Source organism: Algibacter sp. L4_22 (genome assembly GCF_023473045.1).
In the GTDB taxonomy this organism is placed as follows: domain Bacteria; phylum Bacteroidota; class Bacteroidia; order Flavobacteriales; family Flavobacteriaceae; genus Algibacter.
The window spans coordinates 153,906-168,766 of sequence record NZ_JAMCOK010000007.1 but is presented as its reverse complement, the minus strand read 5'-3'; the positions used below and the strand labels follow the sequence as shown (position 1 = coordinate 168,766).

The window sequence follows — 14,861 nt, the reverse complement described above, 5'->3', positions numbered from 1 at the left end:
ATTTCGTAGCTGTTTAATTAAGAATAAACAAACTAAAGGAGTTCATTAAAATGAGTCTTTCATATATAAACGGAGACTTTAATTTATTTTAGATGAAGAAAATTCAAATGGTTGACCTTAAAGGTCAGTACAACGATATAAAAGATGTCGTTAATCCTTCTATTCAGGAAGTTATTGAGACTACCGCATTTGTAAACGGACCACAAGTTCACAAATTTCAAAGTAATTTAGAACAGTATTTAGGTGTTAAGCATGTTATTCCATGTGCTAATGGTACCGATGCTTTACAAATTGCTATGATGGGTTTGGGATTAAAACCCGGAGATGAAGTTATAACAGTCGATTTTACTTTTGCTGCTACTGTTGAAGTTATTGCTTTGTTGCAATTAACACCGGTTTTAGTTGATGTAAATGAAGGTGATTTCAATATAAATATTGAAGCTTTAAAAAAGGCGATTACGCCAAAAACAAAAGCCATTGTACCTGTACATTTATTTGGACAATGTGCCAATATGGAAGCAGTAATGGAAATTGCAGAAGCCAATAATTTATTTGTAATTGAAGATAATGCGCAAGCTATTGGAGCTAATTACACTTATAAAAACGGTAAAAAAGTAAAGGCGGGAACTATAGGGAATGTAGGTGCTACCTCATTTTTTCCTTCTAAGAACTTAGGTTGTTATGGAGATGGTGGAGCTATTTTTACAAATGATGATGCTTTAGCGCATACCATTCGTGGTATTGTAAATCATGGTATGTACGAGCGATATCATCATGATGTTGTTGGTGTAAATTCACGTTTAGATAGTATTCAAGCAGCGGTTTTAAATGCTAAATTACCACATTTAGATACTTATAATAAGTCAAGACAAGCAGCCGCAAGAAAGTATACTAAAGCTTTTGAAGGTGTTTCAAGTATAATAACGCCTCAGGTTTCTAATAATTGTACTGAAATTTGCGATACATGCGACTGTCATGTTTTTCATCAATATACTTTACGAGTAAAAGGTGTTGATAGAGATGCTTTGGTTAAGCACTTGCAAGCTAATGATATTCCTTGTGGAGTGTATTATCCAATTCCGTTACATAAACAAAAAGCATATTTAGATTCTCGTTATAACGAAGCCGATTTTGGTGTAACCAATCAGTTGGTAAAAGATGTTATTTCGTTACCTATGCATACCGAGTTAGAGGACGATCAAATCGAATATATAACATCAACTATAATAAAATTTATAAATGGATAAAATATTAGTTACTGGTGGGCTTGGCTTTATTGGTTCGCATACTGTTGTAGAATTACAAAACGAAGGTTACGAAGTTATAATTATTGACGATTTATCAAATTCTTCAGAAAAAGTACTAGATGGTATTGTAGCCATTACTGGGAAAAAACCCGTGTTTGAAAAATTAGATTTAAAAGAAAAAGATAAAGTTGAAGCCTTTTTTGCAAAGCATAGCGATGTAAAAGGAGTGATACATTTTGCAGCAAGTAAAGCTGTTGGAGAGAGTGTAAGTGAGCCATTGAAGTATTATGAAAATAATATAGGGACGTTAGTTTACATTTTAAAAGAATTAAGAAAACTACCATCGGTAGGATTTATTTTTAGTTCTTCTTGTACCGTTTACGGACAAGCGGATGAGTTGCCTATAACGGAAAATGCACCCGTAAAACAAGCAGAGTCTCCTTACGGAAACACGAAGCAAATTGGTGAAGAGATTATTAAGGACACTTGTAAAGTGTCTCCAAATTTGAAAGCGATTGCTTTACGTTATTTTAATCCGATTGGAGCTCATGAATCTGTTGAAATTGGAGAATTGCCAATAGGAGTACCGCAAAACTTAGTACCATTTATTACACAAACCGCTATAGGTTTACGTGATGAGCTTTCTGTTTTTGGTGAAGATTATCCAACACCAGATGGAACGTGTATTCGCGACTATATTCATGTAGTAGATTTAGCAAAAGCACACGTAATTGCTTTAAAACGTTTATTAGAAAACAAGAATAAATCTAGTTACGAAACCTTTAACTTAGGTACGGGAACAGGTAGTTCTGTCCTAGATGTTATTAAATCTTTCGAGAAAGTTTCAGGTGAAAAACTCAAGTATAAAATTGTAGGTAGAAGAGAAGGTGATATTATTTCAGCTTATGCGGATACTAATAAAGCTAATAACGAATTAGGTTGGAAAACCCAATTATCGCTAGATGATGCTATGCGTTCTGCTTGGAAGTGGGAATGTAAAGTAAGAGGGAAATAGATTTTTAGATAATCATAGATATTTAAAAAGCCGTTTGAAATTCATTTTTCAAACGGCTTTTTTATTGGTTTTAGTCTAGTACTTTATAATTATTCTTTCAAACTTATATAAAATGTGCGTCTCATTTTTTCGCTATTTATAAAATGGTCGCCGTAACCTAAGTCATCGTAAATTTTGGTAATCGATGTATTAGCAGCGACTTCGTCTTCTGTTTTGTTTTTACTTATTTCTTCTAAAACGGCAACTTTTATTGTTTCTAACATGTTTAAGAAGGTTGTGTACTCCGTTTTGTTCCCTAGGTTTCCATGTCCTGGAATAATTTTAGTGTCATCGTCAACAAACATTAATCCAGATTTTACCGCATTAATATAGCCATTTACACTACCTCCAGAACTTATGTCTATATAAGGATAGCGTGCGTTAAAAAAAGTGTCTCCAGTATGTAAAACATTACTTTCTGTAAAATAAAGCATAACATCACCATCGGTATGGGCGTTTTCAACATGGAAAATCACGACTTGCTCGTCGTTCATTTGTATGTTTAGTTTGTCGTTAAAAGTAATTACTGGTAATGCTAATTTCGGACTTTGCTCTAGGAGACGTTTTCTAACATTCTCGTGTGCAATTATAGTTGCTCCTAAATTACCTAGGTTTTCGTTTCCACCGGTATGATCGCCATGGTGATGTGTATTGGCGACAATTTTAACTGGTTTGTTGCTTAGTTTTTTTATGGCATCTAATATTTTTGGAGTTAGTGGTGCAAATTGCGTGTCAATTATAAAAACACCATCGTTACCAATAGAAACTCCAATGTTACCGCCACTACCTTCGAGCATGTAAATATGCTCTGACAATGGAGTCGTTTTAATATTGACTTTATCAAATTTCGATTGCGCATACATCGAGAAATTGATTAAAAGGATATAAATAGCTAGAATTGATTTAAATAATTTCATGGTATAAGGGTATTACTTTCGGTTAAAGATATTAAAAATGCAATCAATATTGCTCAAATTATTAATATAGAGTATCTTTGCACTCGCAATATAAAATGCACTATTAAAAACAAGTTTGGGCAGATCTAAAACAACTATAGAAAATCCGGGATTAATATCAGATTTTAAGGAAATCACAAAAATGCGATTAGCATTAAGCGTAGTGTTTTCTTCTCTTGCTGGTTACTTGCTTGGTGTAGATACAGTCGATTTTAAAACTTTAACCTTACTGGCTTTTGGTGGTTATTTTATGGTGGGCGCATCTAATGCATTTAATCAAATTATTGAAAAGGATTTGGATGTGTTGATGAACAGAACTAAGAATAGACCTATTCCTGCTGGGCGCATGTCTGTAAATACAGCATTCGTTATAGCAACAATTTTCACCATTTTAGGACTTACTATTTTATACACCATAAACAAGCAGACCGCTATGTTTGGTGCTATTTCTATTTTTATATACACCTGTGTTTATACACCTTTAAAAACAAAAACACCTATTTCGGTTTTTGTTGGTGCTATTCCTGGTGCTATTCCGTTTATGTTAGGCTGGGTCGCTGCTACAGATCATTTTGGTATGGAGCCAGGGACTTTATTCGCTCTACAGTTTTTTTGGCAATTTCCACATTTTTGGGCTATTGGTTGGTTTTTGTTTGAAGACTATAAACGTGGTGGCTTCTTTATGTTACCCACAGGAAAACAAGATAGAGGTACAGCAGTACAAATTATTATGTACACAATTTGGACCATTTTAATTTCAATAATTCCGGTGTTTGGTTTTACTGGTCGCCTGCATCTATCTATTGTTGCGGCAGTTATTGTTTTTATTCTCGGACTGGGAATGTTACATTATGCTATTCAATTATTTAAAAAAATGACAGAGCAGTCTGCTAAAGAACTTATGTTATCCAGTGTGGCTTACATTACTTTGGTGCAAATTGTTTATGTTATCGATAAATTTATAAGTTAATCATGGATTTAACTCAAGGAACAACAGAGGAGAAACACGGCAGAGCTAAGAAAATGATGCTTTGGTTCGGTATTATTTCACTTATAATGTCTTTTATGGGATGGACGAGTGCTTTTATTGTAAGTAGCTCACGTCCCGATTGGCTAGGTGATTTTAAATTGCCAAACGCTTTTATTATTAGTACGGTTGTTATTGTTGTTAGTAGTATTACGTTTTTATTGGCTAAAAAAGCATTAAAAAGCGGGCAACACAAAGCAACGAGCATGTGGTTGTTGGTCACGTTAGCTTTAGGTATTTTGTTTATTTATAATCAGTTTGCTGGTTTTAGACAAATTATAGATTTAGGGTATAATTTTACAGGACCAACGAGTAATGTTACCATGTCGTACATTTATTTAATTGCTTTAGTACACATTATACATGTTGTGGCTGGGTTAATTTGTCTGTTGGTTGTAATTTATAATCATTTTAAACAAAAGTATAGCGCCACAAATATGTTAGGTTTTGAATTGGCAGCTACATTTTGGCATTTTATAGATATTCTATGGGTGTATTTATTTCTGTTTTTATACTTTGTGAGATAGAATTAGGATAGGTGAATATTTGTTATCGCTTGTTTTTAAAGGTGTTTAACAATTTCTTCGTAAGAATAGTTATGCCTAAGAATTTAAGTGTTAGTTTTGCAAATAGGCTCGCGTTAGGGATTGAACGGCCTGTTTGAAATCCTTTTTGTTTTGCTAAAAAACAAAAAGATTGAGTAGTGAAAGCCCGACCCATGGGGAACGCCCTAAAGGTTTTTGAGGGGTAAAAAGAGAATATTTTAAAATTTTGTGTTGGATATTTTATTAGATAAATAAAATGATTATTTTTGTCCAACTTTTAAATAACAACCAATTATATATGAGTACAGCAGTAGCAGAAGGCAAAACTTGGAATGGCGGGAATGAACCGTTAAAGGCAAGTTACGGTAAAATGATGATGTGGTTTTTCATCGTATCGGATGCTTTAACATTTTCGGCTTTTTTAGCAGCTTACGGATTTTCTAGATTTAAATTTATTGATGCTTGGCCAATTGCCGATGAAGTGTTTACTCACTTTCCGTTTTTACATGGTGTAGATGCACCTATGTATTATGTGGCGTTTATGACGTTTGTCCTTATTATGTCGTCGGTAACGATGGTATTAGCGGTAGATGCTGGACACCACTTAAACAAGGCAAAAGTTACTATTTACATGTTTTTAACTGTAATAGGAGGTGTAATTTTCGTGGGTTCTCAAGCTTGGGAATGGAATACCTTTATTAAAGGTGAATATGGTGCAGTACAAACTAAAGGTGGAAACATTTTACAGTTTGGAGAGTACGTAGAGCAAGATGGCGAACAAGTTTTTAAACGTATTGCTGTTAAGGATTTTGCAGTTGTTGATACACACAAAGAAAGAACATTACAAGAAAGAAAAAACGGACTTTGGTTTGTTGGCGAAGGTAGTATACCTGCTTACGATGTGAATGAAGTTTTAAAAGGTATGGAAGCGCATGAAAATGTGTTAGTGCGTACACATTATATAGACGAAGAGTCTGGAGAAAAAATTGTTTTAAGTAGAGATCATTCTTTAAAAACTTTAAAGAATAACGGAACATTATATGTTGAAGGTGCAAACCTGAAAGCTAATGAATATGGTGCGCCATTGTTTGCAGATTTCTTTTTCTTTATTACAGGTTTTCACGGTTTTCACGTATTATCGGGTGTTATTATTAATATCATTGTTTTCTTTAATGTGGTATTAGGAACTTACGAAAAACGTAAAAGCTACGAAATGGTTGAGAAAGTTGGTTTATACTGGCACTTTGTAGATTTAGTTTGGGTATTTGTCTTTACTTTCTTCTACTTAGTTTAATAAAATATATATTTTCAGTTCCTATTATAGGAAATATAAAAAGCATAAAAAATGGCACACGAGCATAAATTAGAAATATTTAAAGGTTTAGTTAAGTTTAAAACAAATACTCAGAAAATTTGGGGTGTTTTAATACTCTTAACGTTTATAACGGTTGTAGAGGTTATTTTAGGTATAGTTAAGCCAGAATCTTTATCTGGATCTGTTTTCGGTATGAAAGCTTTAAACTGGATTTTCATTATTTTAACGATAGTAAAAGCTTATTATATTACTTGGGATTTTATGCACATGCGTGATGAAACAAAAAGTTTACAACGTATGGTTGTATGGACGGCTATTTTCTTGATTGCATACCTAGTATTTATCTTATTGCAAGAAGGTGGTTACGTTTTTAGAGTGTATGATAACGGATACATAAAAAGAGATTTCTAATTAGAATGGACATTGTAAAATGCTGATTTTGCAACATTTTAAATAACTTATATAAATTAATCCCGCTGAAAGGCGGGATCTTTTTTTTTAAAGATATCTTATTAAGATAAATTAACAATGTAAAGACGGTTTTTGGACTGTCTTTTTTTTATTTTTGCATTATGCTGAAAAATGCCGAAAACGTATTAAATTATGGATAGAAAAAAAGTTGGTCGCTATGCCGTGTTGGGAATTTTGTTTTTTCTTCCTGTTGCGTTTTTATTAGTGTTATATCCCTCTACACACAATTACCAACCATTGGATATTGTTAACGAAAATGTATTAGATTTAGATGCGTTTACATCGGATACAGAGGAACCTATTGTTTTAAAAGATCATATAACTGTTTTAGGTTTCTTGGGTGAAGAACCAATGAAAAATGCCATTGCAGCATCTAACTTAAAGGAATTGATTTATGATAAGTTTAGAGGGTTTAAAAAATTCCAAATGGTTATCGTTATGCCTAAAGGGACCGAAGCAGAAGTTAAGCAACTTATAGCTGAAATAAATACGTATGATGATATTAGGTTCTGGCATTTTGTTTATGGAGATCCTGCAGATATTAAACGAGTTTACTTTAGTTTGAAGAGCAAAACGGATTTAAAGAATGATTTATCTGTAGATGATGTTTTTATTATTGATAAAGATCTAAACCAACGTGGACGTATAGATGATAGAACGGATAGGGAATTAGAGAAATCGAGTCCGGTTTATGGACTAAATGGATATAATTGTATTGAAGTTGCCGAGGTTAAAAACAAAATGAGCGACGATTTACGTATAGTTTTTACAGAATATAGACAGAAGCGTAAAGGTGAATTTAATTCGGATATTAGACGCGCAGTTGATTTAAAAGGTCCAGAAAATTAATTTTATAAAATGAATAAAAAAAATAATTACTCATACATTGGCATCGCTTTTATTATTTTAGTTTTCGGAATTATTTTTATCCCGAAAATAGTTGATAGAGTTTCTAATGATGATATTACTAGACAATCAGGGAGAAGTGATCAAAAAGAAGCGATTTCTAAAACTTCAGATTTAGAATTTATTAAAATTAATGGTGAAGCAAAAAAGGTACCTGCATTTGCGTTTACCAATCAAGATGGTGTAACAATTACAGATAAGGATTATGTAGGAAAGGTGTATGTTATCGAGTTCTTTTTTACAACCTGTCCTACTATTTGCCCAAGAATGAGTAAAAACTTAGTTCAGGTTCAGAATACTTTCGAAGGTTTTGAGGATTTTGGTGTAGCTTCCTTTACCATAAACCCATCTCATGATACCCCCGAGGTTTTAAAAGCTTACGCTGAAAAATACGGGGTTACTAACCCAAATTGGAACTTAATGACTGGAGAAAAAGCTGCTATTTATAAACTAGCCAACCAAGGTTTTAATTTATATGCCGCCGAAGCCGAAAATGTAGCTGGTGGTTTTGAGCATTCTGGTAATTTTGCTTTAATTGATAAAAATGGTTTTATTCGATCTCGAACTGACGATTACGGTAATCCAATTATATATTACCGAGGCATTGTTTCGGAAACCGAGAAAGTAGATGACGATGGCGTAAAAGAAGAAATTAGCGCATTAAAGGCAGATATTAAAAAATTACTAAATGAATAAAGACGATAAGATTTTAGATGATAAAAAATACAATAAACTTATCATTGCGCTTTCTATAGCCATTCCGGTTTTTGTAGCTATTCTTTTTGGTGTTAAAATTGATGCCGAATTACCTGTATTTTTACCACCTATTTACGCATCTGTTAATGCTTTAACGGCTTTAGTTTTAGTTTTGGCTTTTATTGCTATTCAGAATAAAAAAATAAAACTTCATGAAGGTTTAATGAAGTTTGCTATTGGTTTATCTCTTATGTTTTTGGTTATGTATATTGCCTATCATATGACGAGCGACTCTACTAAATATGGAGGAGAAGGAATGATAAAGTATGTGTATTATTCTATTTTGTTAACACATATTTTAATGTCTATTGTGGTAATTCCATTTGTATTAATCACCTATGTTCGTGCCATTACAAATAATATTGAAAAACACCGTAAAATCGCTAAGATTACATTCCCGCTTTGGTTATATGTGGCTGTTTCTGGTGTGGTTGTTTTTATAATGATTTCGCCTTATTATTAGAAGCTTAGAAGCTAATTATTGGGTAATTACTCGCTAATCAAATAAAAAATAATATGAAGACTAAAATAATATTCTTTTTATTTACGATCCTCTTCTTTTTAGATACTAACGCTCAATGTGCCATGTGTCGTGCAGTTTTGGAAAGTGAAGAAGGGCATACTGCTGCCAAAGGTATAAACGATGGTATTGTTTACTTAATGGCTATTCCATATGTGCTTGTAGCAGGAATAGCTTTTGCTATTTATAAAAAATACAATAAAAAAACCACATAATTATTTGATATTGAGTTCTGTAATAAGAATTTATTGGTGTTAAATAATTAATAATTATTTTTTTTATAAAATATTGTAACATTTCTTTGCTTTAGTAGTCTTACTATAAAGTGGTCGTTTTTAACCAAGACGAAACCATTTTATCAATCAATCAAAAAATATGTTAGAAATTCGTCAGTTACACAAATCCTATCCTATAGGAGATTCAAGTTTACATGTTTTAAAAGGTATCGATCTTTCTGTTAAAGAAGGAGAAATGGTAGCTATTATGGGGTCTTCAGGCTCTGGTAAATCAACATTACTTAATATTATTGGTATGTTGGATGAAGCAGATGAAGGCGAATATGTTTTAGATGGATTGCCTATTAAAAATCTTACCGAAAAGAAAGCAGCCGTTTATAGAAATAAATTTCTTGGCTTTATCTTTCAATCCTTTAATTTAATAAATTACAAAACGGCACTAGAAAATGTTGCGCTTCCCTTGTATTATCAAGGTGTGAAACGAAAGGAACGTTTAGAATTAGCTATGTTTCATTTAGAAAAAGTAGGTTTGGCCGATTGGGCAAAGCACTTGCCGAAAGAACTTTCTGGAGGTCAAAAACAACGTGTAGCGATTGCAAGAGCATTAGCTGCAGATCCAAAATTATTATTGGCCGATGAACCAACAGGTGCATTAGATACTAAAACTTCACATGAAATTATGGAGTTTATTCAACATCTTAATGATGAAGGAAAAACGATTTTAATGGTAACGCACGAAGAAGATATTGCCGCTATGTGTAAGCGAAATGTTAGACTTAGAGATGGTGTTATTATCGAAGATAGAATGGTAGAACAAGTTAGAGCGAAGCTTTATGTTTGATTTAGATCTCTGGCGCGAAATATTCCAAAGTATTAATATGAATAGAACTCGGAGTTTACTCTCGGGTTTTACGGTAGCATTTGCCATTTTGCTATTCGCTATTTTATTCGGGATTGCGAATGGTTTACAAAACACCTTTCAGGAAGCTTTTGGTACCGATGCTAATAATTCTATTATTATTTATCCGGGAAGAACAACCAAAGCTAATAAAGGGATGCAGGTTGGTAGAAGAATTCAGTTTAAAAACGAAGACCGCGAATTTATAAAAGAAAAATACGGCGATAAAGTTCAGTTTATTACTTCTAAGGTAAATAAAAGTGTTAATGCTTCTTTTAAAGGCGAAAAGAATAGTTACCAACTTCGTGGTGTTTATCCCGAGTATATGTTTATTGAAAACAATGTGGTTAAAGAGGGCCGCTATATCAACCAAAACGATTTAACTAACAAAACGAAAGTAGTTGTTATTGGTAAAAAGGTTGAAGATGAATTGTTTTTTAAAGAAACTGCCATTGGAAAATATATTAACCTTAGCGGAATTCAATATAAAGTAGTAGGTGTTTTTACCGATGATGAAGGTGACAGTGAAGAAAGTATTATCTACATGCCAATTACAACTATACAACGTGTTTATGGTAATAACGATTTGGTAGATTTAATACATCTAACTTATAATCCGGAAATGAATTCTACAGAAGCACTTGCTTTAGGTGTTTCAATAGAAAAAAGTTTAAAGGAAAAATTTGATGTGGCTAGAAGTGATCAGCGAGCTATTCGTATCAGAAATATGGCGCAAGGCACACAACAAGTGGATATGATGACTACCAGTTTATCCATAATTATACTTGTCATAGGTTTCGGAACTTTAATTGCTGGTATTGTTGGTATTAGTAATATCATGATTTTTATTGTGAAAGAGCGTACTAAAGAAATCGGGATACGTAAAGCATTAGGTGCATCACCAAGATCTATAGTTTCCATTATTTTATTAGAATCTATAATAATTACGGCTATTGCAGGATATGTAGGTTTATTGGTAGGTGTTGGTGTTTTAGAACTCGCCACACCGGTTTTAAAAGATTACTTTATAAAAGACCCTGGAGTAAGTAACAGCTTAGTAGCAGGCGCAACCATTACATTAATAGTTGCGGGAGCCATTGCAGGGTATTTACCAGCAAAACGAGCATCACAAATTAAGCCCATTGTAGCTTTAAGAAACGATTAACTATGTTTAAATTTTTACTAGAGAAAGATACCTGGCAAGAAGTTTTCGATAGCTTAAGCAAAAACAAACTACGGTCTATTTTAACCATGGTTGGTGTTTGGTGGGGTATTTTATTACTTATTGGTTTACTTGGTTCTGCACGTGGTTTAGAGAATTCTTTTAACGTGTTGTTTGGAGATTTTGCAACTAACAGTGTTTTTGTTTGGGGGCAAAGTACAGGGAAACCTTTTAAAGGTTTTCAAGAAGGTCGAGAGGTGAAATTATCATTATCCGACGCTAAAAAAATAGAAGAAAATGTTGAAGGTATCGAGTTTGTACTTCCTAGAAATCAAAGAAGTGCAACGGTTACAAAGAATTTTTTATCAGGAAGTTTTCAAATGGCAGGCGATTATCCGCTTTTAGATCAACTTCAAAAGAAAAAATTAATACACGGCCGTTTTATCAATCAGAATGATATTGATGACAATAAAAAAATTGTAGTCATTTCAGAAGATACTTATAAACAGCTTTATGAAAAAGATGCCGAAGTTATTGGAACCTATTTAATTATTAATGATATTAATTTTAAAGTTGTTGGAATGTTCGATTCTGGTAACGTTAATATGGGGCCATCTACAGATATGCATATTCCGTTTACTACCTATCAGCAAATTTACAATCAAGGCGATCGTATAGGTTGGATGATGATCACCGGAAAACCAGAGTATGATATTAAGCAAATAGAAGAAGATTCTAAATTATTACTGAAAAACTTAAATAATATTCACCCAGAAGATAAGCGTGCATTTGGAAGTTTTAATTTAGGAAAAGAGTTTTCTAAAATGACGGGCTTTTTAACCGGTATGCAATTTTTAACATGGTTTGTGGGTATTGCCACATTAATAGCAGGTGTTTTTGCTATTGGTAATATTTTATTAATAACCGTTAAAGAGCGTACTAAAGAAATTGGAGTGCGTCGTGCATTAGGTGCAACGCCATTCGAGATTAAAAGACAAATAGTTGTCGAGGCTGTGTTTTTAACATTAGTAGCAGGCCTGTTTGGTATTATTTCCGGAGGTTTAATTTTAATACTACTCGATAATCTTTTTGGGCAGGGAGCCGATGCTGCATTAGTAAACGCATCTGTATCTATAGGTGTAGTATTTACAGCCTTATTGATATTAGTCGTTTTAGGTACTTTAATAGGCCTAATTCCAGCAACAAAAGCAACAAGTATTAAACCAATAGAAGCTTTAAGAGAAGAATAAACAATCAAAAAAATGAAAAAAACAGTAAAAATTATTGCAGTAATAGTAGTCATCTTACTATTAGCCTTTGTATTAAAGTATTTTAAGGATGCAAATTCTAAAGGTATTGAAGAGTTTAAGGTCGAGTCACCTTTTTACACATCAATTAATACAAAAGCAGTTGCCACAGGGAAATTAAACCCAGAGGAGGAGATTGAATTGAAACCTCAAATTCCTGGTATTGTAGATAAAATTTTAGTTGAAGAAGGAGACAAGGTTAAAAAAGGAGATTTAATTGCTACTATTAGAGTGGTACCAAACGAGCAAAGTTTGGTAAGTGCAAGTAGCCGTATATCATCTACTAAATTATCTTTTGAGAACGCAAAAGTATTGTACAATAGAAACAAAGCTCTTTTCGAAAAAGGTGTTATTTCTAAGCAAGACTTTGAGAACAGTGAGTTAGGTTACAATCAAGCCAAAGAAACTTACGGACAAGCGCAAAACGATTATCAAATCATTAAGCGTGGTTCTATTTCTGGAGGAAGCTCTGCAAACACCAATATTGTTGCTCAAATTCCTGGTACTATTTTAGAGATTCCGGTAAGAGAAGGCGATCAAGTCATTCAAAGTAATAACTTTAATGCAGGAACAACTATTGCTACTATTGCAGATATGAGTTTAATGATTTTTGAAGGTAAAGTTGATGAAGCTGAAGTAGGAAAGTTAAAAGAAGGTAAAGTGATTAAAGTTGTTTTAGGAGCTATTGCTAATAAAGAATTTCCTGCAAAATTAACGTTTGTTGCACCAAAAGGTATTGAAGAAAACGGAGCGGTACAGTTTACTATTAAAGCCGATGTTGAAATAGATTCTACTACAAATATTAGAGCAGGGTATAGCGCCAATGCAGAAATTGATATTGAAGCTAAGGATAGTGTTTTGGCTATTAGAGAAGCTTTACTGCAGTATAATAGAATTACAGAAAAACCTTTTGTTGAAATATCTGAAGGAGATAACAAATACCGTAAAGAAAACGTAGAGTTAGGTCTGTCTGATGGTATAAATGTAGAAATACTAGAAGGCGTTAAAGAAGGCGATAAGATTAAGGTTTGGAATAAAGCATCAAAAGATAACGAAGATGAGGACGAAGATGAATAATATTACACTGCAAAATTTAAAGAAAGCACTATTCTTAGCTGTTTTATCTTGTTCAGTTACATCATTTTCACAAGAGAAGTTGTGGAGCTTAGAAGCTTGTGTAAATCATGCTTTGGAACATAATATCACGATTAAACAAGCTGAGAATTCACTTCTTACGAACGATCAAGATATAATTGCCGCTAAGGGACAATTTTTGCCATCAGTAAGTGGTAGTGTCTCTCAAGGTTTAAGTTTAGGAACCTCTTTGGTTGCGGAAGGTATTTTTGCAAATAGAACCAGTCATTCCACAAACGCTGGACTTAGTGTTTCGCAAACGGTTTTCAATGGTTTTAGAAACTTAAATAATAGCAAATCGGCTTTTTTAAATCGTGAAACTAATGAGCTAGAACTTAGTCGTATTAAAGATGATATTTCGCTTAATGTTGTAAACGCATATTTAAATGTACTTTTTAATAAAGAAAATTTAGAAACTGCTCAAGCACAAATGCAGTTTAGTGAAAAACAACTAAATCAAGTTAAGAGTTTAGTTGATGCTGGAGTGCAACCCAAAGCTAATATTTACGATGCCGATGCTACTCTAAGTCGAGATGCACAACAAGTAACACTAGCCGAAAATAATTTTAATTTAGCATTATTATCACTTTCACAACTTTTACAAGTACCTTACAATGGGTTTAATGTTGAAATAATTGATATTAATTCGCCTTCTGAAGCTGTAATGTATAAAAGCGTAGATCCCGTTTTAAATTATGCTTTAGAAAATAGAAATGAAATTAAAATTGCTGAAAAAAATATTGAAAGTGCAGAATTAAACACCGAGATTTCTAAAGGTGGTTACTTACCATCTGTATCTTTAAGCTACGGTTTTGGTACTAATGCTTTTTATTCAAATTTATCGAGTAATGAAGAAGCTTTTTTAGAGCAGCTAAATAATAATAAAGGACACAGTTTTAATTTGGGCGTAAGCATTCCTATCTTTTCAAGATTTCAAAATAAAACTAATGTTGCAAAATCTAAAATTCAAGAAGATAATTCTAAACTACGTTTACAACAAGCTAAAATAGATTTAGAGTCTAATATTCAACGTGCTTATACCGATGCTCAAGCCGGTTTAAAATCTTATTTAGCAGCAAAGAAATCTTTAGAATCTCAAACTTTAGCGTTTAATAACTCTAAAGAACGTTTTGATATTGGTGTACTAACGAATTTTGATTTAGAGCAAGCTCGTGTACAACTTATAAATGCAGAATCTTCTTTAATAAATGCGAAATACGATTTTGTTTTCAAAACAAAAGTATTAGACTTTTACATGGGTAAATCTTTAGTAAATTAGTTTTCGATTCAGTATAATTCGTAATAATAAATCAAGGCTATCATTTAT

16 protein-coding genes are annotated in these 14,861 nt (G+C 32.8%); 15 read left to right on the top strand and 1 reads right to left on the bottom strand.

The features are described 5' to 3' along the window. Positions 1-92: 92 nt before the first annotated feature. Both M4I23_RS17325 and galE read left to right on the top strand, forming a co-directional pair. The gene (locus M4I23_RS17325) at positions 93-1,247 is read left to right on the top strand and encodes a DegT/DnrJ/EryC1/StrS aminotransferase family protein (RefSeq protein ID WP_249755224.1); all 1,155 of its coding nucleotides are present in this window, start codon (positions 93-95) and stop codon (positions 1,245-1,247) included. Then, positions 1,240-2,262: a UDP-glucose 4-epimerase GalE gene (galE, locus tag M4I23_RS17320; protein ID WP_249755223.1), complete on the top strand. Its 1,023-nt coding sequence runs from the start codon at positions 1,240-1,242 to the stop codon at positions 2,260-2,262. Before M4I23_RS17325 ends, galE begins: the two co-directional genes overlap by 8 nt. A gap of 89 nt (positions 2,263-2,351) precedes the next feature. Here the strand turns inward: galE and M4I23_RS17315 are convergent, their stop codons facing one another. Next, on the bottom strand, positions 2,352-3,218 hold the full coding sequence (locus tag M4I23_RS17315) for an MBL fold metallo-hydrolase (protein ID WP_249755222.1): 867 nt from the start codon (positions 3,216-3,218) through the stop codon (positions 2,352-2,354). A gap of 115 nt (positions 3,219-3,333) precedes the next feature. On the opposite strand from M4I23_RS17315, the gene cyoE reads away from it, so the two are divergent. From cyoE to M4I23_RS17250, 13 genes are all read left to right on the top strand, one after another. After that, positions 3,334-4,227, top strand: coding sequence for a heme o synthase (gene cyoE, locus M4I23_RS17310; RefSeq protein WP_262922303.1), 894 nt, complete (start codon positions 3,334-3,336; stop codon positions 4,225-4,227). A gap of 2 nt (positions 4,228-4,229) precedes the next feature. Continuing rightward, positions 4,230-4,811 (top strand): cytochrome c oxidase subunit 3, encoded by a 582-nt coding sequence (locus tag M4I23_RS17305; RefSeq protein ID WP_158845448.1) that lies wholly within the window; start codon positions 4,230-4,232, stop codon positions 4,809-4,811. A gap of 316 nt (positions 4,812-5,127) precedes the next feature. Next, entirely contained in the window at positions 5,128-6,123 is a 996-nt protein-coding gene (locus M4I23_RS17300; RefSeq protein ID WP_249755221.1) for a cytochrome c oxidase subunit 3, read from the top strand. A 51-nt stretch (positions 6,124-6,174) separates the two neighbouring features. Next, a complete protein-coding gene (locus tag M4I23_RS17295) occupies positions 6,175-6,555 on the top strand; it encodes a cytochrome C oxidase subunit IV family protein (RefSeq protein ID WP_249755220.1) in 381 nt (126 codons plus the stop codon). Positions 6,556-6,747: 192 nt separating this feature from the next. Further along, the gene (locus M4I23_RS17290; RefSeq protein ID WP_249755219.1) at positions 6,748-7,464 is read left to right on the top strand and encodes a hypothetical protein; all 717 of its coding nucleotides are present in this window, start codon (positions 6,748-6,750) and stop codon (positions 7,462-7,464) included. Between the two features lie 9 nt (positions 7,465-7,473). Then, positions 7,474-8,217 (top strand): SCO family protein, encoded by a 744-nt coding sequence (locus M4I23_RS17285; RefSeq protein ID WP_249755218.1) that lies wholly within the window; start codon positions 7,474-7,476, stop codon positions 8,215-8,217. Next, positions 8,210-8,740, top strand: a complete 531-nt coding sequence (locus tag M4I23_RS17280) for a DUF420 domain-containing protein (RefSeq protein ID WP_249755217.1) — start codon at positions 8,210-8,212, stop codon at positions 8,738-8,740. The genes M4I23_RS17285 and M4I23_RS17280 overlap by 8 nt, the downstream gene beginning before the upstream one ends. 53 nt (positions 8,741-8,793) lie before the next feature. Beyond that, positions 8,794-9,012 (top strand): hypothetical protein, encoded by a 219-nt coding sequence (locus M4I23_RS17275; RefSeq protein ID WP_158845431.1) that lies wholly within the window; start codon positions 8,794-8,796, stop codon positions 9,010-9,012. Positions 9,013-9,172: 160 nt separating this feature from the next. Further along, positions 9,173-9,874: an ABC transporter ATP-binding protein gene (locus M4I23_RS17270; RefSeq protein WP_249755216.1), complete on the top strand. Its 702-nt coding sequence runs from the start codon at positions 9,173-9,175 to the stop codon at positions 9,872-9,874. A 37-nt stretch (positions 9,875-9,911) separates the two neighbouring features. Continuing rightward, complete coding sequence (locus tag M4I23_RS17265) at positions 9,912-11,096, top strand: ABC transporter permease (RefSeq protein WP_249755215.1); 1,185 nt, start codon at positions 9,912-9,914, stop codon at positions 11,094-11,096. A 2-nt stretch (positions 11,097-11,098) separates the two neighbouring features. Then, the gene (locus M4I23_RS17260; RefSeq protein ID WP_158845422.1) at positions 11,099-12,343 is read left to right on the top strand and encodes an ABC transporter permease; all 1,245 of its coding nucleotides are present in this window, start codon (positions 11,099-11,101) and stop codon (positions 12,341-12,343) included. A gap of 12 nt (positions 12,344-12,355) precedes the next feature. After that, positions 12,356-13,477, top strand: coding sequence for an efflux RND transporter periplasmic adaptor subunit (locus M4I23_RS17255; RefSeq protein ID WP_158845419.1), 1,122 nt, complete (start codon positions 12,356-12,358; stop codon positions 13,475-13,477). Next, positions 13,470-14,813 carry a TolC family protein gene (locus M4I23_RS17250; RefSeq protein ID WP_249755214.1) on the top strand — a complete coding sequence of 448 codons (1,344 nt, stop codon included), beginning with the start codon at positions 13,470-13,472 and terminating at the stop codon, positions 14,811-14,813. Before M4I23_RS17255 ends, M4I23_RS17250 begins: the two co-directional genes overlap by 8 nt. The last annotated feature ends 48 nt before the right edge of the window (positions 14,814-14,861 follow it).